The sequence below is a fragment of the Devosia sp. genome (assembly GCF_965229025.1).
In the GTDB taxonomy this organism is placed as follows: domain Bacteria; phylum Pseudomonadota; class Alphaproteobacteria; order Rhizobiales; family Devosiaceae; genus Devosia_A.
This window is the reverse complement of sequence record NZ_OZ245853.1, coordinates 59,653-81,481: the sequence shown is the minus strand read 5'-3', so window position 1 is coordinate 81,481 and position 21,829 is coordinate 59,653. Positions and strand designations below refer to the sequence as shown.

Sequence of the window (21,829 nt, the reverse complement as noted above, 5' to 3'; positions counted from 1 at the left end):
GGGGAGGGGGTGGGGAAGCCCCAACTAAGGCGAAGAGGCCCCTGATAAGCGGCCCTGTTTCACGAGAATCGTCCCCTCACCACAACACCCGCGCCTCATAATCGGGCGCCAGATACTCCGTCAGCTTATCCCAGCCAATCGTGACCGTCGGCGCCCCATACGCATAGGCGGTCACTTCGTACGGCTCAAACTGCACGATCAGCCCGTTATCACCAAAATCCCACCGGCTCGGGTCAATCGCCGTCGCTGGCACCGTCGCCCGCGATTCCTCCCAGATCCCGCCATCGATCGTGCGATCAAGCTCCCCCAGCACCAGCTCGCCCAGCGCCGCCTGCCACGCGTCACCCGTAAACAGGTCCGACGCCTCGAGCTTCCGGCCTTCCTTGATCAGGTAATGGAGGTGCGTGATCGCGTAATTGCCATGCGCCGCCCCGTGCCCCATCCAGTAGCTGTCGACCTTGAGCCCGATCCGGTTGCTGGTCACACTGTCCACCGTCACCGCTACGTCAGCGTCAGAGGTCACCTCGGTATCGGTCAGCGTCCCCTGCGCATCGAACATCCTGCCGAGCGTGCCGTCCTCGTTGTCCATCATCGCATTGAACGCCACCGCCTCAGGCACCGTGTCGTCGATCCGCGGCGAGGCAAAATGCTTGGTCGCCACCCCGCCCCAGGTCTCTGAGTCCGGATCATCGAGCACGGCAAAATTCTCCTTCACGAAGAACCGCCACCCGCCCATCATCCGGCTGTTCTCGAGGTCGCGAACGCGCGTGGTGAAGGCGCTGTTGACGCACGCCGTCTGGTCCGCATCAAAGCTCTCAAGCGGCTTGGCATCCGGCGAGCAACTCAGCGGCGCGTAGGCCAGCCAGTCGCGCTGCGTCCCCTGCACCGTCCTTTTCGCCTCGTCCGACAGCCCACCGAGCGCCGTGGCATAGGCCTTGGTCAGCACCTCGTCGCTGCGCGACAGCTCCGGGGTCGAACAGATCAGCTTTTCGAGCGGCGTTCCTGCCTTGGCACAATCAAAGCTCGCCGCCTGCGCGACTGGTGCACTCATCGGCGCCCCCAGCATCAACACCAGCCCAACCATTCCCACGCGCAACCGCATCATCGTCTCCTCGTTTCCGCCAGAGCTAACATGCCGGGCGCCCGCGACGCATCAATGGCATTTTCATAAAATACTAACCAAACCCAACGTTTGGCCGCTTCCAATGCAACGAAAGCATGCCGGGGCGACTTCTAGTGGCAACCTAACGGGAATCCTTTCGCCCATGCGTCTCGCCACATGCCTCATCGCCGCCCTCCTCTCAATCACTCCAGCCTTCGCCCAGGAGGCAACTCCCGGCGCATCCGCGGTGGCAACCGAAACGGCTGTCGTGGCTGTCCCGCTGACCGCGGAGGCCATCAATGCCGCGAGCCTCACCGAGGTCCCGCCGAGCTACACCCCAACTGTCCCCTCCACCGATCCCGCCAATCCGACACCCGCCCCCGTCCCCAGCGCTGCCATCGTGCGCCTGCAGGTCCTGCTCGATCGCGCCGGCGCCTCCCCCGGCGTCATCGATGGCTATGACGGCGACAATGTCAGGAAGGCCCTCTACGCCTTCGAACTGATGCACGGCCTCCCCGCCGATGGCGCCATCGACGCCGATGTCATCGCGGCCCTCGATACCGGCAGCCCGGTCATCGGCGAATACAGCGTGACCGCCGAGGATGTGTCAGCCATCGTCCCCGAGATCCCCACCGATTATGCCGAAATGGCCAAGCTGAAATTCCTTGGCTACACCAGCGTCGCCGAAGAACTCGGCGAACGCTTCCATATGGATGTTGATCTCCTGAGGGCACTCAGCCCCTCAGTCGAGCTGGTCGCGGGCCAATCGATCTTCGTCGCCGCCTACGGCCCCGACGTCACCGGCGAAGTCGCCCGCATCGAGGCAGACAAGACCCTCCGCCAGGTCCGCGCCTATGACATCGAAGGCCGCCTGATCGCCGCCTATCCGGCGACCATCGGCTCGGAAGACAACCCCTCGCCCACCGGCACCCACCTCGTCGAAGGCGTCGCCAAGATGCCGACCTACACCTACAATCCCAAGGTCAATTTCCAGCAGGGCGACAACACCTCTGTCCTCACCATCCCGCCCGGTCCCAACGGCCCCGTCGGCTCGATGTGGATCGACCTGAGCGAGCCCACCTTCGGCATCCACGGCACGCCCTCGCCGTCCAAGATCGACAAAACCGGCTCCCACGGCTGCGTCCGCCTCACCAACTGGGACGCCAACGAACTCGCCCTCATGGTCAAACCCGGCGTCCCAGTCGAGTTCATCGGTTAGCTGACCTGAATCACACCGAGCCCGCAACTGGTCGCCTTCTCCCCTTGTGGGAGAAGGTGCCCGAAGGGCGGATGAGGGGTTCTCTCCGCACACTCAATCGCTCGTCGCTTCGCTCCGATCTCGCTACACTTCGTTTCGCGGACCCCTCATCCGGCGCTGCGCGCCACCTTCTCCCACAAGGGGAGAAGGCAAGAAGCAGTTGGTTACCTAGTCAGGATAGCCCACCCAAAAACTGCTGCACCGCCAGCAGTTCCTCCCGCCGGATCTCATGTCCGCCATCGTGCCACACAAGGCTCACCTCTGCCCCCTGCGCATCGAAATACGCCCGCAATGCCTCCGTCGCCGCCACCGACGCCATCGGGTCGCGCCGCCCAGCGGTGATCAGCACGCGCTTCCCCTTGAGCCCCGGCTGCGGCTTCGGCGCAAACGGGATCAGCGGATGCATCAGCACCGCGACATCGAACCGCTCGGGCGCCTCGAACAGCACGGACGCAAGAATGTTCGCCCCGTTCGAGTACCCCAGCCCAACCGTCGGTGACGCCGGCTCAGCCGCCGTCACGCCACCGACAAACCCGGCGAGCTTCTTGGTCGCCCGGCCCAAGTCCGCCATGTCATAGCGCCCTTCGGCAAGACGTTTGAAATAGCGCAGCGCCCCGCCTTCCGACACATCACCCCTGACCCCGATCCGCCGGGCGCCGGGCATCAGCTCGGCGCCAAGATCGAGGAACTGGTGTTCGTCGCCGCCGGTCCCATGGAACAGGAACAGTGCAGGCCCACCCTTTTCCGTCCCCGGCCGATCGGCAAACACATAGCTTTCAGTGCTGGCGTCCATCATGCACTCTCCTTTTCCTCGAGCGGCTGCAGCCAGGTGGCAAGCTGCGACCGCAGGTGCTCATGCTGCTGCGGCAGCTTCAACGATTCACCGAGGTGCGCCGTGTCTTCATCGCGGTTGAACCCCGGCTCATTGGTCGCAATCTCGAACAGCACGCCACCGGGCGTCCGGAAATAGATCGCCCAGAAATAGTCACGGTCGATCACCGGCGTCACCTGGTACCCCGTATCGAGCAGCGCCTTCCGGACCGCCAGTTGCGCCGCGCGGTTTTCGACCGCAAAGGCGATATGGTGCACCGAGCCCGCGCCGAGATCGGCCCGGTCAACGCCCGGCAACACCTCGATATCGATCAGATCCGCACCATTGCCGCCCGGCCGCACCAGCCGCTGCACGCCATTGGCGCTCTCGGCTTTCTCATAGCCCATGAACTTCAGCAGTTCCTCGGTGGCGCCACCATCGCGCACTCGGAGAGATGCGGAGTGGAACCCACGGATCGCCTCACTGGCGCCAACGCCATTGCCGGTCCACGGCACGCGGCTATCTGCCTTGTCTTCAACCAGCGCCAGCGCATCGCCTTCCGGTGCCCGGAGGCTCAGCCGCTGCTGGCCAAAACTTTCCGAGCGTTCAAGGTCACCGAGCCGCTCGGCAGCCAGCCGGTCTTCCCAATACTTCAGCGAACCTTCCGGCACCGAGAACACCGTGGTTCCGACTTCGCCCGTGCCCTGCTTGCCGCGTGCAATGTGGGGGAACGGAAAGTGCGTCATCACCGTGCCGGCCGAACCCGTCTCATCGCCATAGTAGAGATGATAAACGCTCGGCTCGTCGAAATTGACCGTCTGCTTCACCCGGCGCAGGCCGAGCGTCTTCGAAAAGAAGCGGTTGTTCTCGGCCGCATCGCGCGCCATCGAGGTGACGTGGTGCAGGCCCTTGATCTCGGTAATCATCATTTGCCTCCTGGGGCTCGGCGGGAATGTCCGCGCCGTTTCTTCGCCACAAGAGATAAGGCCATTCGATTGGCTCATCTAGCGCCCCGATCGATGATCGGATTGTTCGTCAATCGCGCAACAATAACATCCTCGCGCGTCCCTCTTGCGGCGAGGCTTCGCTCGCGCTAAATCCTGAACATGGAAGTCAAGAATAAAGCCCCCGAGCGCATCCGCCTCGAAACCCGTATCCGCACCCTCGATGTCATCGCGGTTACCGATATCACCCCCAAGATGCGCCGCATTCGCCTCGCCGGATCCGAGCTCGCCGGGTTCCAGTCGCCGGGACATGCCGACCACATCAAGGTCTTCATCTCATCCGACGGCCGCCCGCTTGGCCGTCCCGAGCTGCGCCCCGAAGGCATCGCCTTCGACGATGGCGTCGCCAAGCCCTTCATGCGCGACTACACCCCGCGCAATTTCGATCCGGTCGCGCTGATCCTCGATCTCGATTTCGTTCTCCACGGCGATGGCCCTGCCTCCACCTGGGCCGCACAGGCGGCCCCCGGCCAGACCCTCGTCATCGGCGGTCCGCGCGGCTCGCTGATTATCCCCGACGCCTACGACTGGTACTTCCTCGCCGGCGACGAAACCGCCCTCCCCGCCATCGGCCGCCGCCTCGAGGAACTCCCCGCCGGCACGCCTGTGATCGCGGTGATCGAAGTGGCGGACGCCGCCGAACAGCAGCACCTCCCCACCCGCGCCAACGCCCAGATCCATTGGGTGCACCGCAACGGCGCCGAGCCCGGCACCATCAACCCGCTGCTCGATGCAACCGCCAGCCTCACCTTCCCACCCGGCGACGGCTACGCCTTCGTCGCCTGCGAGGCGCTGAACGCCAAAGCCCTCCGCGCCCACCTCACCGACCAGCGCGGCTTCGACCCCGAAAGCATCCGCGCCGCCGGCTACTGGGCTCGCGGCGAGGCCGGACACTAGCCACACCGTCAGCCGCCTTCAGCTTGCTGTCAGCCAGACCCGCTAGATGCCCTCCACTTGCGGAGGAAATCAGCGTGAAGCAGCTCTTTCTGGCGGTGATCCTGATCATCGTGCCGGTTGCTATCTTTGCCGCCGGCTATATCTATCTGGAACCGCCCGCAGGAGCCGCTGGCGCTGCCGCAAACAGCGCGCCGCTCGGCGATCTCTCCGCCCTCAAGGCCATCGTAACCGACGTGACAGCGATCGCCGCGGCTGGCGATTTGGCCGGCGCTGCAACGCGCGTCACCGATTTCGAAACCGCCTGGGACGATGCCGAAGCTACCATGCGCCCCATGGACCCAGCTGCCTGGGGCACAGTCGATGACGCCGCAGATGCGGCTTTGCATGCCCTCCGTGCTGCAAGCCCCGAGCCAGCCAAAGTCACGGCAACCCTCGCTGGTCTGGCGGCAGCTCTCGATCATCCTGCTCCGGCCGGCGCCTCACCGACCGGCGTTGCCAAGGTGGCGGGCATCGCGGTCACGGACGATACAGGTCACGCTCTCCCCTGTGAGACCATGCTCGGCGCCGTCCGCGATGCCCTGAGCTCAGGCAAGATCGCTGCGAGCAATCAGGCCAAGGCGACCGATTTCCAATCCAAGGCCACCGAGCGCTGCAACGCTGACGACGACGCCCATGCGGATGCCTTTTCCGCCCAGGCCCTCGCCCTCGTAACCAACTGACGCGAACGGAACCACCATGACCACCATGAGCGCCACCCAGTTCAACCGCGTCCCCAAGGTCACCATCGATTTCTGGCTGATCAAGCTGATGGCGGTCACCATGGGCGAAACCGCCGCCGACTATCTCGCCGTCAATCTCGGGCTCGGCCTCACCCTCACCTCGGTGCTGATGGCGGTTGTTCTCGTCGTCGCGCTGGTCCTGCAGTTCCGTCAGAAGCGCTATGTGCCCTGGTCCTACTGGCTCGCCGTCGTGCTCATCAGCATCGTCGGCACGCTGGTCACCGACAATCTCGTCGACAATTTTCACGTGCCGCTGCTCGTCACCACGATCGTCTTCACCATCGCACTGGCCGTCACTTTCGCGCTCTGGTTCCGCTCGGAGGGCACGCTGTCGATCCACTCGATCTTCACCAACCGGCGCGAGGCCTACTACTGGCTGGCGATCCTGTTCACCTTTGCGCTTGGCACCGCCGCCGGCGATCTCGTCGCCGAGCAGTTCGGGCTGGGCTATCTCAGCACCGGGATCCTCTTCGGCATGATCATCGCCTCACTGGCGATCGGCTACTTCTTCCTCGGGCTCGATGCGATCCTCGGCTTCTGGCTCGCCTATATCTTCACCCGCCCGCTCGGCGCCTCCTTCGGCGACCTGTTGAGCCAGCCGCTCGAATATGGCGGCCTAGGCCTCGGCACCATCATCACCAGCGCGATCTTCCTCGCCGTCATCGCGGCCATCGTCGCCTACATGACGATCACCCATCGCGGCGAAGAACGGGTCGCCTGAGCTAGACCCGCTCGCGGAACCTCAGGCTCTCAACCGTCGCAACGCTCGGCTTGTACTCAAGCCCAACCAGCCCGTCATAGCCATTGGCCGCCAGCCACCCGAGCCGCTCGGCATAGTCCATCCGCCCCGTCCCCGGCTCGCCACGCCCGGGCGTGTCGGCGAGATGCACATGCACCACCCGGTCGAGCCGACCGGCGAGCAGGTCGATTTCCTCGCCCATCACCGCGGCGTGGTAGATATCATAGAGCAGCCGGATATCGCCCCGGCCCACCTCATCGATAATATCGAGCCCCTCGGTCGTCGAGGTCAGGTAATAGCCCGGATGATCGACCCGGTCGTTCAGCGGCTCCAGCGCCAGCGTCACGCCCGAGCCCTCGATGATCTTTGCCGCCTCGCCCAGCACCTTGACGATCTCGGCATGCTGGCGCGCCCGCGCCACGCCGTGCTGGTCGTCCCCCGCCTGCGCAATCATCACCTTGGCGCCGAGCTTCAGCGCCGCCGCCAGTGACGTGCGCACCCCTTCGAGAAACCAGCCATGTGCCTCGGGGTTCGCGAGCGGCGCAATCGGCTCGCACAGAATCCCCGCCAGCGGCAGCCCCGTCTCGTCGAGCGCCGCGCGCACCGCATCGACATCCTTGTTCGAAAACTTCCAGAACTCCACCGCGTCGAGCCCCGCCGCCTTGGCGGCCCGGATCCGATCGGGGAACGATGGCGCCTCGGCCGCGAAGAGCCATTCAATGCAAGCCGAGTACCGCATGTTCACCTCAGACCGTTACTTTGTGGGACACGCGATCCTTATCGCCGAAAATTTGAATATAACGTGCTATCTCGTCCGCAGACCCTGTCGCCTTCTCAGGGTTGTCCGAAAGCTTCACCGCCGGGTGCCCATCCGCTTCGCTGACCTTGCACACCAGCGAAATCGGGTCGAGCTGCGGGTTCGGGAACGGCGAGCAGCCGGCAAAGTCATTGGTGAGGTTCGTCCCCCAACCAAACGCCATCCGGACACGTCCGCGGAAATGGTGGTAGGCCTCCTCGATCATGTCGACGTCGAGCCCATCGGAGAAAATCAGCAGCTTTTCGCGCGGGTCGCGCCCGCGCTCCTTCCACCACTGGATGATCTTTTCACCACCCTCCACTGCCGGCGCGCTGTCAGGCCGGAACCCGGTCCAGTCCGCCACCCAGTCCGGCGCATCGCGCAGAAACGCCGCCGTCCCGAACGCATCAGGCAACACGATCAGCAGGTTCCCGCCGTAATACGTCTCCCAGTCCTCAAGCACCTGATACGGCGCCCAGCGCACTGCCGCCTCGTTCGGCGCAATCGCCGCCAGCACCATCGGCAATTCATGCGCATTGGTGCCAAGCGCCTCGAGGTCATTGTCCATCGCCAGCAGCACGTTCGATGTGCCGGTGAAATTGGCCGCCCCCAGCCCTTCCTTCAGCGCCTCAACGCACCAGCGCTGCCACAGGAACGAATGCCGCCGCCGCGTGCCGAAATCTGAAATCCTGAGGTCCGGCAACTGCTTCAGCCGCTCGACCTTTTCCCACATCTTCGCCTTGGCCCGCGCATAAACCACGTCCAGCGCAAACGGCCCATAAGGCTTCAGCGCCGCCCGCGAGCGCAGCTCGTTAATGATCGCCAGCGCCGGGATCTCCCACATCGTGGTCTCGATCCAGCGGCCATGGAACGTCAGCTCATACTGCCCATCGCGCTTTTCGAGGTGATAGTCCGGCAGCCGGAACCCCTCCAGCCAGCGCAGGAACTCCGGCGCAAAGATCTGCTTGGAGCCATAAAAGCTGTTACCCGCCAGCCAGATCATTTCCTTTTTCGAAAACCGCAGCGAGCGCGCATGGTCGAGTTGCGCCCGCAACTCTTCCTCGTCGATCTCCTCGGCCAGCCTGACGCTGGTCTTGCGGTTGATCAGCGAAAACGTCGCCTCGACCTGCGGGTATAGCCCCCAGATCATCTGCAACATCAATAGCTTGTAGAAATCGGTATCGAGCAGGCTGCGAACGATCGGGTCGAGTTTCCAGGCGTGGTTATACACCCGCCTCGCAATATCGGTCTTCGCCATCCTGTCGTCCCTTCGCACTCGCCCTTTGTGTCTAGGCGGTAGCGTCACAAAAGAAAAGGGCACTTCATCGGCATTTACCGATGAAAGCGCCCACCCCATTCGCTTACCCGTCGAGGGCCGGATTGTCAGCCTCAACTTTCTGCGGGTATGCCATCAGAGCGTTTCCAGCTTCCGCCTCGTCCCAGCCAATGCTGATATGCGCCCGAGAAAAACGGGAGGGAAAAATGCAACGCGTACTCGTCACCGGCGCCGCCAAGGGCATTGGCCAAGCCGTCGCCGAGGCCTTCGCCGCCAATGGCGCGAGCCTCGTACTGCTCGATGTCGATGGCCCCGGCCTTGAGACCACCGCCGCCGTGCTCAGGGCCAAGGGCAACAAGGTCGAAATCGTCGTCGGTTCCGTCGCCAGCGCGGAGGATTGCGCCGCCGCCGCACAGCGCGCCGAAACCGCCTTCGGCGGCCTCGATGTGCTCTCCCACAATGCCGGCATCCAGACTTACGGCACTGTCGAAACCACCGACGAAGCCCTCTGGGACAAGACCCTCAACGTCAACCTCAAGGGCGCCTACCTTATTTCCCGCGCCGTCATGCCCATGCTGCGCCTAAGCCGTGGCAGCGTCGTCCACATGGCCTCGGTGCAAGGTGTCGCCTCGCAAACCGGGGTCACCGCCTACTCCGTCTCAAAGCACGGCATCGTCGGCCTCGTTCGCTCCATGGCCGTCGATTACGCCCCCTATGGCGTCCGCGTGAACGGCGTCGCCCCGGGCTCCATCGATACCCCGCTCCTCCGCAACGCCGTCGCCATCGCCGACGACCCGGAAGCCGTGATGGCCGAGATCCGCGCCATGCACCCGCTCGGCCGGCCGGGCTTGCCGTCCGAGGTCGCCAACGCCGTGGTCTTCCTCGCCTCGGCAAACGCTTCTTTCATCACCGGCGAGGTATTACGCGTCGATGGCGGCATGCGTGCCGCGCTCGGAGGCTCACCGAAAAAACAATGACCGTGATTGGGCCGGAGACGGCAACGCCCGCGCGGGGCGAAACCCCCACCGAAACCCCGGCAATCGTTCCTGCCCTGATCATCGGCCTCATCGCCTTCTTCATCATCCGTGGCCCCGCCACGCTTGATCCCACAAACATCCTCTGGCTCGGCCAATACGATCAGGCCATGCACACCCTGGGCTGGTGGTATTTCCGCGATGCCCCCTGGGGCTGGCCACCCGGCGCCAGCCCGCTCTATGGCCTCGAGATTGCGAGCGGTGTCGGCCTCTCGGATTCGCTGCCGCTCTTTGCCTTCCCCTTCAAGCTGCTTGGCTCGTGGCTGCCGAAAACCTTCCAGTATTGGGGCTACTGGCACCTTTTGAGCTTCATGCTGCAGGCCATGTTCGCCGCCCTGATCGCGCACGAACTCCGCCTGTCGCGCCCCATGGCACTGATCGCCGCGCTGTTCTGCGTGTTCCAGCCCGCCTTTCTCGCCCGGCTCGATGTCCACATGGCGCTCTCGGGCCACTGGACCATCCTTGCGGCGATCTGGCTCTATCTGCGCCGCGAAACGCTCCCCGCCTGGGCCTGGCCGCTGCTCCTCGCCACCGTTTCGGCCATCCACGGTTACCTGATGGCCATGGTCTTCGCCATCTGGGCCGCCTCGCTCCTCCAGCGCTTCTGGCAACGCCGCCTGCGACCCGCCGCAACGCTCTTCGAAATCGCGTTCACCGCCGTCTCCATGGCCATCGTGCTCTGGGCCGTCGGCATCTTCATGGTCGGCTCGGTCGGCAGCTGGGGGTTCGGGCAGTTCCGCATGAACCTCCTCGGGCCTTTCAATCCCGACAAGTTCTTCTCGCTGGTGCTGCCCGGCGTCACCACCAATGTCTATGAGTGGGAGGGCATCAACTATATCGGGCTCGGTCTCTTCATCGGCATCGCCATCGCGCTGATCGGGCTGAAGCGCCATAGCCTCCGCCCTCTCATCTCCAGCACCTACCTGCCGCTCATCCTTGCCGCGCTCGCTATGGCCATCTTCGCCCTCAGCCACCGCGTCGCCTTCGGCTCGATCGAACTCTTCCGCCTGCCCCTGCCCGATTGGCTCGAAAAGTTCTTCAACATCTTCCGCAGCTCGGCCCGCATGTTCTGGCCATTGGGCTACCTGATCATCTTCGGCACCCTCACCCTGATCTCCCGCGAGACCAAAGCCAGCCGCGCCCTCGCCATCGCCGGGGCCTGCGTGCTGATCCAGCTCGTCGATACCCAGCGCGCCTGGCGTTCACTTTATGTCGGCGAAAGCAAGATCGGGGCGTCATGGCACACCACGCTCGTCTCGCCAGCCTGGGAGGCCCTCGCCCCCCACTACCAGCGGGTGCGCACCATCCCGGTCGAGAACGAACCAAAGTTCTGGCGTGAATTGAGCTGGTATGCCGAAACCCACGGCATGGGCACCGACGCCGCCTATCTCGGCCGCGTCGATCCCACCGCGCTGGCCAACGCTGTCGCCACGTCACAACAGGCGCTAGCCGATGGCAGTTTCGACACCGGCGCCATCTATTCTCTCGATGACGCGGGCGCCGCCGCCGCTGAAAAACACTTGCAACCCGGCGATCTTTTGGCCCGTATCGATGGGGTCATCGTCTTTGCCCGCGGCGGCAGAACGGTGCTCGATGCAGCAGGCATCCCGGTGCCCGATTTCACCCCTGCGCCATGACCCGGCCGCCGACCCCACAACCCCCTTGCGGGCAAAAGCTCATTGCGTGAGTATATGCCCAATGCGGCACCGATCGTGCCAAGGATAACTGCCTGATGGCGACCAAACTCGATAGCGCCGGCACCCGCCTCGATGATGCCGCCCGTGCCGGCTGGCTCTACTATGTCGCCGGCAACAACCAGGAGCAGATCGCCAAGAAACTCGGCATCTCCCGCCAGACCGCCCAGCGCCTCGTCTCGCTCTCGGTTAGCGAAGGCCTGATCAAGGTTCGGCTCGATCACCCCATCGCGCGCTGCATGGAACTCGCCGAGAAACTGCGCGACCGCTACGCCCTCGATTTTTCCGAAATCGTCCCCTCCGATCCTGGCTCCTCCTCCACCGTGCTCGGGCTCGCCCAGGCCGCTGCCGTCGAGATCGAGCGGCGCCTCAAGGGTGAAGCTCCCATCGTCATGGCGCTCGGCACTGGCCGTACTCTCAAGGCCGCCATCGAGCAGTTGACCCCCATGGAGTGCCCACAACACCGCATCGTCTCGCTCACCGGTAACATCGCGCCGGACGGTTCGGCCTCGTTCTACAACGTCATCTTTTCCATGGCCGATGCGGTCAAGGCCCGCAGTTTCCCGATGCCGCTCCCTGTCATCGCCTCCTCGGCCGGAGAACGCGACATGCTCCTGAGCCAGCCCATGGTGAAAGAAAACCTCGCGCTCGCCGCCAAGGCCAATGTCACCTTCATCGGCATCGGCGATCTCGGCGACAACGCCCCGCTGTTCCTCGATGGCTTCATCACCGAGCCCGAACTGAAGGCGCTGCAGAAGGCCGGCGCTGTCGGCGAGATCGTCGGCTGGGCGTTCGATGCCCAGGGCCGCATGATCGACGGCCTCACCAACGACCGTGTCGCCAGCGCCCCCATGCCATCGCGCGAATCCTCCACGGTCATAGCAATCGCCATGGGGCAGAAAAAATTGCTCGGCATTCGGGCGGCGCTCAATCGTCGCCTGATCAACGGTTTGCTCACCGATGAGAACACCGCCGAAGCGCTTCTCGCCTCTTCGTAACTATCTGATCCTTCATAACATTTTTGTCAAAATTGGCAATTTCTGAGGCACGTGCCTCAGAAATTGTCGCTTCCCATCGCTTGACTCTGTCTCTAATTTTGTGGGTAATTGCCCACAGCCGAAGCAAATGCTCGCTTTGGACAAGGGAGGAATTCGATGAAACTGCTACCGCTTTTCGCGGGTGCAATGCTTGTTGCGCTCGCCTCTACGGCCTCGGCCGAGACGCTGACCATCGCCACCGTCAACAATGGCGACATGATCCGCATGCAGAAGCTGACGGACGATTTCACGGCGGCAAATCCTGATATCCAGCTCAACTGGGTGACGCTGGAAGAGAACGATCTCCGCCAGAAGGTGACCAAGGACATTTCTACCAAGGGCGGCCAGTTCGACGTCCTGACCATCGGCATGTACGAAACCCCGATCTGGGGCGCCAAGGGTTGGCTGGTCGAACTGAACGGCCTCGACGATCCGGCAGATATCCTCCCCGCCGTCTCGGGTGGCCTCTCGGCCAATGGCAAACTCTACGCTGCCCCCTTCTACGGCGAGAGCTCGTTCGTCATGTACCGCAAGGACCTGATGGCGAAGGCCGGGCTCACCATGCCCGACGCACCGACCTGGGATTTCATCCTCGACGCCGCCCACAAGATGACCGACCGCGCCAATGGCGTGAACGGCATCTGCCTCCGCGGCAAGGCCGGCTGGGGCGAGAACATGGCCTTCATCGGCTCGATGGCCAACTCCTTCGGCGCCCGCTGGTTCGACGAAAACTGGAAGCCCCAGTTCGACACCCAGGAGTGGAAGGACACGCTGAACACCTACCTGTCCATCATGAAGGACGCAGGTCCTGAGGGTGCTTCGGGCAACGGTTTCTCGGAAAACCTCGCCCTGTTCCAGTCGGGCAAGTGCGGCATGTGGGCTGATGCCACTGCGGCCGGTTCGTTCGTGATCGATCCCAAGGCCAGCTCGGTTGCCGCCGATGTCGGCTTCACCCTCGCGCCCGACAAGGGCCTCGGCAAGCGTGCCAACTGGCTCTGGGCCTGGGCCCTCGCCATCCCGGCCGGCAGCCAGAAGGTCGATGCCGCGCAGAAGTTCATCGGCTGGGCCACGTCCAAGCACTACGCTGAACTCGTCGCCTCCAAGGAAGGCTGGGCCAACGTTCCTCCGGGCACCCGTGCGTCACTCTACGCCAATCCGGAATACCTGAAGGTGCCGTTCGCCAAGATGACCCTCGACTCGATGAATGCCGCCGATCCGACCCACCCCACGGTGAAGCCGGTCCCCTATACGGGCGTGCAGTTCGTCGCCATTCCTGAGTTCCAGGGCATCGGCACCAAGGTCGGTGAACTGTTCTCGGCCGCCCTCGCCGGTCAGATGACCTCCGATGACGCGCTGGCTCAGGCTCAGCAGTACACCACCGACGTCATGACCAAGGCCGGCTACATCAAGTAAGCCGACCCCTCCCTCCCCCCGGGTCCGCCCGGGGGGAACCCCTCTCGCGGCGCGCAGCGTTTGGCTGCCCCGCTCGGTCGGGTGCGCCCGTCATCCAATTGCTGCTGATCTTTTTATGGGAAGGTGCTGAGCCGTGGCGACCAAGCAAGCACAGACTCTGGCCAAATGGGCCCTCATCCCCTCCGTTGCCACCCTGGCTGCCTGGGCCTTCATCCCGCTGGCGCTGACGTTCTACTTCGCGTTCCTGCGCTACAACCTGCAGGATCCCGATAACACCGGCTGGGCCGGGTTCTCCAATTTCTACTATTTCTTCAAGGATCCGTTCTTTTTGAAGGATCTGATCAACACCCTGCTGCTCGTGGTCGGCGTCATCGTCACCACCGTCGTCGGCGGCACCTTCCTCGCGCTGCTGCTCGATCAGCCCTTCTGGGGCCGCGGCATCGTCCGGCTCATGGTGATCTCGCCCTTCTTCATCATGCCAACCGTGTCCTCGCTGGTCTGGAAGAACCTGATCATGCATCCGGTCTTCGGCCTGTTTGCCGAGATCCAGCGGTTCTTCGGCTTTGCGCCGCTCGATTGGTTCGGCCGGCTGCCGCTGTTTTCCGTCGGCATGATCGTCGCCTGGCAATGGCTGCCCTATGCAGCGCTGATCCTGCTCACGGCGCTGCAATCACTCGATGAAGAGCAAAAGGATGCCTCCGCCATGGATGGCGCCAACCCGCTCAACTACTTCCGCTTCATCGTCCTGCCGCACCTCGCGCGTCCGATCACCGTGGTGATCCTCATCGAGACCATCTTCATTCTCAACGTCTTCGCCGAGATCAAGGTCACCTCCGTCGGCGGCTTTGCCGGCAACCTCACCTATCTCGTCTTCTCCCAGCTCAACGACGCCAACGATGTCGGCATGGCAGCCGCGGGCGGCCTCGTCGCCGTGGTCCTTGCAAACTTCGTGTCCGCCTTCCTCGTCCGCCTCGTCGGGCGGAATCTGGAGAACTGAAATGGCACGCCGGCAATCCACACGACGCACCATCGCCCTCACCGTCCTCGGCTGGGCGCTCGGGATCCTGCTGTTCTTCCCGATCTTCTGGACTGTCGTCGCCTCGCTCAAGACCGAGTCCGACGCCTACACGCTCCCCCAGAACTTCCTCACCACCCCGTGGACACTCGAAAACTTCGGCATCGTGCAGGAGCGCTCCGACTATGTGCGCTATGTCGTCAACACCGGGCTGATCGTCATCTTCTCGACCGCCCTCGCCCTGGCGCTCGCCGTCCCCGCCGCCTGGTCGCTGGCCTTCGCCCCCATCGACAAGCCAACAAGCCGCCTCAACGGCTGGACCTGGCTCGCCATCATGCTCGGCGCCGCCGCAGTCTGCTTCGTCGTCCTCTATGTGAACGACTGGAAGGTCAGCAATTTCTTCGTCGGCCTCGCGCTGCTTCTGCTGCTGGTCGTCCCCGCCACCATCTGGGTCTGGACCCGCAACACCCCCGGCACGCTCCTCTGGATGCTCTCCACCAAGATGATGCCGCCCGCCGGCGCGCTGATCCCGATCTACCTGATCTTCAACCGCAACGGCCTCGTCTTCCGCGACTGGGGCGTGGTGGACCTGCGTGAATTCAACCTGATGGATAGCCTCTGGGGCATGGTCCCACTGATGACTATGCTGAACCTCCCCATCTTTATCTGGATGCTGTTCACCTACTTCAAGGAAATCCCGATGGCGATCCTTGAGGCCGCCCGCATGGATGGCGCCCATATCTGGAACGAGCTGACCCGCGTCCTCATGCCAATGGCGCTTCCCGGCATCGCCTCGACGTGCCTCCTCAACCTCATCCTCACCTGGAACGAGGCCTTCTGGTCGCTCAACCTCACCAACAAATACGCCGCGCCGCTGAGCTTTTTCATCTCCGAATACTCCAGCCCCGAAGGTCAGTTCTGGGCCAAGCTCAGCGCCGCCTCGGTCATGGCCATCGCACCCATCCTGATCATCGGCTGGTTCAGCCAGAAACAACTCGTCCGCGGTCTCACCTTCGGCGCCGTCAAATAAGAGAGAGGCTCACATGGGCTCGATCACGCTCGAACACGTCAACAAGTCCTTCGGCGGCCACCAGGTGATCCCCGATGCCAGCCTCGAAATCGCCGATGGCGAGTTCGTGGTCTTCGTCGGCCCCTCCGGCTGCGGCAAGTCCACCCTGCTCCGGCTCATCGCCGGGCTCGAGGACGTCACCTCCGGCGCCATCCGCCTCGATGGCGCGGACGTCACCGAAAAGGGCCCCGCCCATCGCGGCCTCGCCATGGTGTTTCAGTCCTACGCGCTCTACCCGCATATGAGTGTGCGCGACAACATCGCCTTCCCCCTCAGGATGGCCAAGATGGACAAGGCCGCCATCGCCGGCAAAGTCGCCGATGCCGCCCGCATCCTCAACCTCAACGATTATCTTGATCGGAAGCCCCGCGCCCTCTCCGGCGGCCAACGCCAGCGCGTCGCCATCGGCCGCGCCATCGTGCGCGAACCCAAGGCGTTCCTCTTTGACGAGCCGCTCTCCAACCTCGACGCGGCGCTCCGCGTCAACATGCGGCTCGAAATCAGCGAACTGCACCAACAGCTCAAGACTACCATGGTCTACGTCACCCACGACCAGGTCGAAGCCATGACCATGGCCGACAAGATCGTGGTCTTGAACGCCGGCCGCATCGAGCAGTATGGCTCGCCGATGGATCTCTACAAGCGCCCCGCCAACCGCTTCGTCGCCGGCTTCATCGGCTCGCCCCGGATGAACTTCTTCGAAGGTCAGATCGCCTCGCGCTACAACGCAGCCGCCATCGGCGTCCGCCCCGAGCACGTCTCGGTGTCCAAGGACGGTGGCGACTGGAGGGGCCAGGTCGGCGTCGCCGAACACCTCGGCTCCGACACCTTCCTTCACATCCATCTCGAGGACGGGAGCCTCCAGACAGTGCGCACGGGTGGTGACATCGCCCTCAGCCACGGCGATGATGTCTGGCTCACCCCCGATCCCTCCCGCATCTATCGGTTCGACAGCGCCGGGATCGCCATCAGCTAAGCGCGGCTTGAGCCGCCACTACGACGACGAGGTCAAGATGCCCATCGAACTCTCCGCTGCCTCCCTCCCGGAGATTTCCGAGCGCGCCGCAGTTCCGCACTACACCCAGGCGGCGCTCAGCGCAGGCATCGTGCATTTCGGCGTCGGCAATTTCCACCGCGCCCACCAGGCGGTCTATCTCGATGACCTCTTCAACCTCGGCCTCGATCACGACTGGGCGCTGATCGGCGCCGGCGTCCGTCCCGCCGACGCCGATATGCGCAACAAGCTCCACTCGCAGGACTGGCTGACCACCGTAGTCGAGCAGGAAGCCGCCGCCACCTCCGCCCGCGTCACCGCCTCGATGGTCGATTTCCTCCCCATCGGCGATGTTGCCAGAACCCTCGCCACCCTCAGCGATCCCGCCATCCGCATCGTCTCGCTCACCGTCACCGAAGGCGGCTACTACATCGATCCCGCCACCCAGCGCTTCGATCCCACCCACCCGGATATCGCTGCCGACGCCGCCAATTTCGCCGCCCCCAAAACCGCCTTCGGCCTCATCCTCGCCGGCCTCGCTGCCCGCCGTGCCGCGGGCATCGTCCCCTTCACCGTGATGAGCTGCGACAACATCCCCGGCAACGGCCACGTCACCCAGAACGCTGTCACCGGCCTCGCCGAACTCATCGATCCCGCCCTCGCCGCCTGGGTCCGTACCAATGTCGCATTCCCCAACGGCATGGTCGATCGCATCACCCCCGCCACCACCCAGCGCGAACGCGACGCCCTTTCCCGCGATTTCCGGATCGTCGACCAGTGGCCGGTGTTCTGCGAACAGTTCAAGCAATGGGTGCTGGAAGATCACTTCCCCGCCGGCCGCCCCGCCCTCGAAAAAGTCGGCGTGCAGTTCGTCCCTGACGTTGCTCCGTTCGAGCTGATGAAGATCCGCATCCTCAACGGCGGCCACGCCACCATCGCCTATCCGGGTGGCCTCATGGATATCCACTTCGTCCATGAAGCCATGGAAGAGCCGCTGATCCGCGATTTCCTCCGCAAGGTCGAAAACGACGAGATCATCCCCGTCGTCCCGCCCGTCCCCGACACAAACCTCGATGACTACTACGCCCTGATCGAGCGCCGTTTTTCCAACCCCAAGATCGGCGACACCATCACCCGGCTCTGCCTCGATGGCTCAAACCGGCAGCCCAAATTCATCCTCCCCTCGGCGGCCGATCGCCTCAAGGCCGGCAAGTCCGTCACTGGCCTCGCCCTCGTCTCCGCCCTCTGGGCCCGCTACTGCTATGGCCAAAGCGACAGCGGCAAACCAATCCCCCCCAACGACCCCAACTGGGACCGCCTGACGGCGCTGGCAAAGCGCGCCAAAACCGATCCCGCCGCCTGGCTATCGATGACCGACATCTTCGGCCCCCTCGCCACCAACCCCACCTACGCCGCCGCCTTCACCCACGCCCTCACGACCCTCTGGTCCCTCGGTACCCGCGAAACCCTGAAACGCTACCTCGCCAACCGCTTGTAACCCCTTCCTCCCTCCCCCTTCTTCAGGAGGAGGGTCGGGGTGGGGATCAACTCGCACCAGCCCTGCCCGTATCCGCCCCAGCCCTTGCAGAGACAGCGCCACAACCACGTTGCGGCACCTCCCGGAGGATGGGTGGGGGTGTGCGGAGCCAGTGGCCCCACTTTTTTAAGTCGAGAAGGCCACGGCAGTCGCTATCAAGGGTGAGGGGACACAAGCCCTCACTCTCGATACGCCCCCACCATCTCCCCCAACCCCGCATCCACCCCAAACCTCGGCGCCCATTCCAACTCCCGCCGGATCAGCCCACTCTCCACCCGCAAATCCCCCAGCACCCGCGTCGCCAGATCGCCCCGTCCCAGCATCCGCAGCGCGCCCTCCATCACCCCCTGCGGTACCGGCAGCAGCCGCGACGGCTTCCCCATCAGCAGCGCCAACCGCCGCAATAGCTCGCTTGTCGACAGGTCCTCCCCATCCGACACCATAAACGTCCGGTTCGCCGCCGCCGGATGATCGATCGCCGCAATGATCGCATCAGAGAGATTGCCCAGCCCCACCATCGAGCGCCGGTTATGCACCGCCCCCAGCGGCAACGGCACGCCCTGCTCCACCCAGCGCATCAGCGTCCTGAGATTGCCTTTTGCCCCCGCCCCATAGACCAGCGGCGGCCGGATGATCGTCACCTCGAGCCCCGTCTCCGCACTGAGCTGGCGCAGCCCCGCCTCCGCTTCGGCCTTACTCACCCCATAAGGGTCCGCCGGCGCCGGCACATCTGTCTCACTGAATGCCTGCCCCGGCGCCGTGCTCTCGCCATTGACCTTCACCGTCGACAGAAACACCAGCCGCCGCACCCCAAACTCAGCCGCCTGCCGCGCCAGCCGCAGCGTCACCTCCACATTGTCGCGTCGATACAACTGCAGCGCCGTCGCCGGATCGTCCCCTGCCCGGTGCACCCGCGCCATCAGGTGCACCACCGCATCGCACCCCGAAAGCGCCGACCGCCAGTCGGTCTCCCCGGTAAGATCACCGAGCCCGAGGAATCCATCCCGCGCAGTCCGGCTCACCCGCACCACATCCCGCCCCCGCGAGACGAGATCCTCGCCAAGCCGCGTGCCAACGAAGCCCGACGCGCCCGTGATCAATATCCGCTGCGTCAAGTCATCCCCCAGGTTCGAGAGCGTGGCTATTCCTTGGTAAGAGGAAGGCCCCCTCACCCGGCCCTTCGGGTCAACCTCTCCCCCGAAGGGAGAGGTAAGCTGAGGCGCGATGGTGCCACCTCGACACCTCTCCCTGGGGGGAGAGGTCGGCGCGCAGCGCCGGGTGAGGGGGCCTTGCCTTCAAGCGTCCACGCGATAGTCGACAGTCTTAGGTTCAAAAAGGAGTTCAGGAGCCCCAAATCACGGGTGCGTGCGGTGCCGTGCGGCGCGCATCTGCTCGATGATATGCTGGCCCGAACCCCGCACATGCGACGTGATCACCGCCGCCGCCAGTTCCTCGTCATGCTGGCTCAGCGCCGCGATCAACTCGCGATGCTCCTTCAGCACGGCCTTGCGACGGCTCAACGACGTCTGGAAGCCGCGGCTCAGCGCCCCCAGGATCTCGCGGTGCCGCCACCACATCTCGAAGGCATGGCGATTATAGTGTCGATCGTAAAGCGTACGATGAAACGCGGTATCGAGCGTATCGTGCCGCTTCTGGTCGGCAAAGTTCACGGTCTCGATCTCGAGCTGGATCGCTTCCAGCCGTTCGAGGTCGGCATCCGTTACCAGCCCCACGAACGAGCGGGTCAGGTAGGGCTCGATCAGCACTTCCATTTCATAGATGTCGCGCACGAACTCTTCGTCGATCGGCCGCACCCGCGCCCCGCGATTATGCGAAAAGACAACAAAGCCTTCGCCACGCAGTTGCTGCAGCGCCTCGCGCACCGGGTTGGTACTGGTGCCATACCTGCCCGCCAGCATCGAAACCACCAGCCGCTCATTGGCCGCGAGATGACCCGAAAGGATATCTTCGCGGATCGACTCGTAGACCGAGCCGTGCTCGTACGGGGGTGGCGCAATACTGCCGATATCGCTGTCGATGATCTCTTCCATCCCCCACTTCTACGCAACCGCAATGGTTCGGGCAATTGCCCGCTTCAAGCGCAATTATTGACACATAGTGTACGATCTGAAACGGTCCCCCCGCGCCAGACCGGATGCAACCGGGCGGCTGCAAGAGGGAGAGGCCGCCCGCGCGGCCGGAGCAGCATGAAGATCACCGCCATCAAGCCGTTCGCCGTCTGGGTCGGCATTCGCAATCAGCTCCTCCTCAAGATCGAAACCGACGAGGGCATCTACGGCTGGGGCGAAAGCGGCCTCTCGGGTCGTGAAAAGGCGGTGGTCGGCGCTATCGAGCACTTTGCCGAAATCCTCATCGGCATGGACCCCTTCAAGATCAATCACATCTGGCAGTTGCTCTATCGCAGCCAGTATTTCGAGGGCGGCCGCGTCCTCGCTGCGGCGCAGTCGGCCATCGACATCGCTCTCTATGACATCAAGGGCAAGGCCCTCGGCGTACCGGTCCACCAGCTGCTCGGCGGCAAGGTGCGCGATACCATCCCCACCTTCGCCACCACCAGCGGCGAGCCTGGGCCCGAAATGATCGAGCAGGCGAAAATGCTGATGGCCCATGGCTGGAACGCCATGCGCCTTTCCCCCGCCCATCACGGCCAGCCCGAAATCTTCGAGCCACGTGAGTCGATCGGGGTCACTGCCAAGTGGATGGTCAAGGCCCGCGAAGAACTGGGCGACGATGTGGTGCTGGGGATCGACTATCACCACCGCCTGTCGATCGCCGAAGCCGCCAGCTTCTGCCAGAAGATGCCGTCCGGCACCCTCGATTTTCTCGAAGAGCCGATCCGGGACGAAACGCCAGAGGCATACGAATCACTACGAAACCTTACCGACGTGCCATTTGCCATCGGCGAGGAGTTTGCCTCCAAGTGGCAGTTCCTCCCCTACATCGAACGCGGCATTCACCAGTTCAACCGCATTGATGTCTGCAATGTCGGCGGCCTGACGGAATCGATGAAAATCGCCGGCTGGAGCGAGGCGCACTATGTCGACCTCATGCCCCACAATCCGCTGGGCCCGATCTGCACAGCTGCGACGGTGCACTTCTCCGCCGCCGTCCCCAATTTCTCGTGGCTCGAAACACGGTCGAGCCCGGCGGAAACACATCTGGGTTTCGACAATTCCGACTTTTTCCCGGTGCAGCCACGGCTTGTCGGGGCGTCGTACCCGGTGAGCGACGCCCCGGGTCTTGGCGTCGAAGTGAATGAGGAACTCATCGCCGCGCAAAGCTTTAAGTTCTGGCAGGCACCTTTATTGCGCCGCCGCGATGGCTCCGTGACCAATTGGTAGCAATCTGAACGG

19 protein-coding genes and 1 pseudogene are annotated in these 21,829 nt (G+C 63.9%); 13 read left to right on the top strand and 7 right to left on the bottom strand.

Annotation, left to right across the window (positions count from 1 at the left end; all coding sequences use genetic code 11):
* Positions 1-76: 76 nt before the first annotated feature.
* Entirely contained in the window at positions 77-1,102 is a 1,026-nt protein-coding gene (locus tag ACO06J_RS00395) for a DUF3298 domain-containing protein (RefSeq protein ID WP_421758723.1), read from the bottom strand.
* 163 nt (positions 1,103-1,265) lie between these two features.
* On the opposite strand from ACO06J_RS00395, the gene ACO06J_RS00390 reads away from it, so the two are divergent.
* Positions 1,266-2,321, top strand: coding sequence for a L,D-transpeptidase family protein (locus tag ACO06J_RS00390; protein WP_421758722.1), 1,056 nt, complete (start codon positions 1,266-1,268; stop codon positions 2,319-2,321).
* Positions 2,322-2,532: 211 nt separating this feature from the next.
* On the opposite strand, the gene ACO06J_RS00385 is transcribed toward ACO06J_RS00390, so the two are convergent.
* Together ACO06J_RS00385 and ACO06J_RS00380 are read right to left on the bottom strand one after the other, a co-directional pair.
* A complete protein-coding gene (locus ACO06J_RS00385) occupies positions 2,533-3,153 on the bottom strand; it encodes an alpha/beta hydrolase (protein WP_421758721.1) in 621 nt (206 codons plus the stop codon).
* Complete coding sequence (locus ACO06J_RS00380) at positions 3,153-4,097, bottom strand: VOC family protein (protein ID WP_421758720.1); 945 nt, start codon at positions 4,095-4,097, stop codon at positions 3,153-3,155. The genes ACO06J_RS00385 and ACO06J_RS00380 overlap by 1 nt, the downstream gene beginning before the upstream one ends.
* A gap of 180 nt (positions 4,098-4,277) precedes the next feature.
* Here ACO06J_RS00380 and ACO06J_RS00375 point away from each other — a divergent pair, with 180 nt between their 5' ends.
* From ACO06J_RS00375 to ACO06J_RS00365, 3 genes are all read left to right on the top strand, one after another.
* Positions 4,278-5,072, top strand: a complete 795-nt coding sequence (locus tag ACO06J_RS00375) for a siderophore-interacting protein (RefSeq protein ID WP_421758719.1) — start codon at positions 4,278-4,280, stop codon at positions 5,070-5,072.
* 74 nt (positions 5,073-5,146) lie between these two features.
* Positions 5,147-5,791, top strand: coding sequence for a hypothetical protein (locus ACO06J_RS00370; protein WP_421758718.1), 645 nt, complete (start codon positions 5,147-5,149; stop codon positions 5,789-5,791).
* A gap of 16 nt (positions 5,792-5,807) precedes the next feature.
* Positions 5,808-6,572 (top strand): hypothetical protein, encoded by a 765-nt coding sequence (locus ACO06J_RS00365; RefSeq protein WP_421758717.1) that lies wholly within the window; start codon positions 5,808-5,810, stop codon positions 6,570-6,572.
* A 1-nt stretch (position 6,573) separates the two neighbouring features.
* Here the strand turns inward: ACO06J_RS00365 and ACO06J_RS00360 are convergent, their stop codons facing one another.
* Both ACO06J_RS00360 and pncB read right to left on the bottom strand, forming a co-directional pair.
* Positions 6,574-7,329 carry a hydroxypyruvate isomerase family protein gene (locus ACO06J_RS00360; RefSeq protein WP_421758716.1) on the bottom strand — a complete coding sequence of 252 codons (756 nt, stop codon included), beginning with the start codon at positions 7,327-7,329 and terminating at the stop codon, positions 6,574-6,576.
* A gap of 7 nt (positions 7,330-7,336) precedes the next feature.
* Entirely contained in the window at positions 7,337-8,644 is a 1,308-nt protein-coding gene (pncB, locus tag ACO06J_RS00355) for a nicotinate phosphoribosyltransferase (RefSeq protein ID WP_421758715.1), read from the bottom strand.
* 224 nt (positions 8,645-8,868) lie between these two features.
* Here pncB and ACO06J_RS00350 point away from each other — a divergent pair, with 224 nt between their 5' ends.
* The 8 genes and pseudogenes from ACO06J_RS00350 (at position 8,869) to ACO06J_RS00315 (ending at position 18,416) form a co-directional block, all read left to right on the top strand.
* A complete protein-coding gene (locus ACO06J_RS00350) occupies positions 8,869-9,639 on the top strand; it encodes an SDR family NAD(P)-dependent oxidoreductase (protein ID WP_421758714.1) in 771 nt (256 codons plus the stop codon).
* Entirely contained in the window at positions 9,636-11,333 is a 1,698-nt protein-coding gene (locus ACO06J_RS00345; RefSeq protein ID WP_421758713.1) for a DUF6311 domain-containing protein, read from the top strand. Before ACO06J_RS00350 ends, ACO06J_RS00345 begins: the two co-directional genes overlap by 4 nt.
* A 95-nt stretch (positions 11,334-11,428) precedes the next feature.
* Complete coding sequence (locus tag ACO06J_RS00340; protein ID WP_421758712.1) at positions 11,429-12,388, top strand: sugar-binding transcriptional regulator; 960 nt, start codon at positions 11,429-11,431, stop codon at positions 12,386-12,388.
* Between the two features lie 156 nt (positions 12,389-12,544).
* Entirely contained in the window at positions 12,545-13,840 is a 1,296-nt protein-coding gene (locus ACO06J_RS00335) for an ABC transporter substrate-binding protein (protein ID WP_421758711.1), read from the top strand.
* A 133-nt stretch (positions 13,841-13,973) separates the two neighbouring features.
* Complete coding sequence (locus ACO06J_RS00330; protein ID WP_421758710.1) at positions 13,974-14,837, top strand: carbohydrate ABC transporter permease; 864 nt, start codon at positions 13,974-13,976, stop codon at positions 14,835-14,837.
* Between the two features lie 475 nt (positions 14,838-15,312).
* A pseudogene (locus ACO06J_RS00325) lies at positions 15,313-15,885 on the top strand (carbohydrate ABC transporter permease); the annotation flags it as partial.
* A 13-nt stretch (positions 15,886-15,898) separates the two neighbouring features.
* The gene (locus tag ACO06J_RS00320) at positions 15,899-16,900 is read left to right on the top strand and encodes an ABC transporter ATP-binding protein (RefSeq protein ID WP_421758709.1); all 1,002 of its coding nucleotides are present in this window, start codon (positions 15,899-15,901) and stop codon (positions 16,898-16,900) included.
* Positions 16,901-16,937: 37 nt separating this feature from the next.
* The gene (locus tag ACO06J_RS00315) at positions 16,938-18,416 is read left to right on the top strand and encodes a mannitol dehydrogenase family protein (RefSeq protein ID WP_421758708.1); all 1,479 of its coding nucleotides are present in this window, start codon (positions 16,938-16,940) and stop codon (positions 18,414-18,416) included.
* A 218-nt stretch (positions 18,417-18,634) separates the two neighbouring features.
* Here ACO06J_RS00315 and ACO06J_RS00310 read toward each other — a convergent pair whose 3' ends face one another.
* Positions 18,635-19,570: an NAD-dependent epimerase/dehydratase family protein gene (locus tag ACO06J_RS00310; protein WP_421758707.1), complete on the bottom strand. Its 936-nt coding sequence runs from the start codon at positions 19,568-19,570 to the stop codon at positions 18,635-18,637.
* Between the two features lie 240 nt (positions 19,571-19,810).
* Positions 19,811-20,506, bottom strand: a complete 696-nt coding sequence (locus ACO06J_RS00305; RefSeq protein WP_421758706.1) for a GntR family transcriptional regulator — start codon at positions 20,504-20,506, stop codon at positions 19,811-19,813.
* Positions 20,507-20,662: 156 nt separating this feature from the next.
* On the opposite strand from ACO06J_RS00305, the gene ACO06J_RS00300 reads away from it, so the two are divergent.
* Positions 20,663-21,817, top strand: a complete 1,155-nt coding sequence (locus ACO06J_RS00300) for a mandelate racemase/muconate lactonizing enzyme family protein (RefSeq protein ID WP_421758705.1) — start codon at positions 20,663-20,665, stop codon at positions 21,815-21,817.
* The last annotated feature ends 12 nt before the right edge of the window (positions 21,818-21,829 follow it).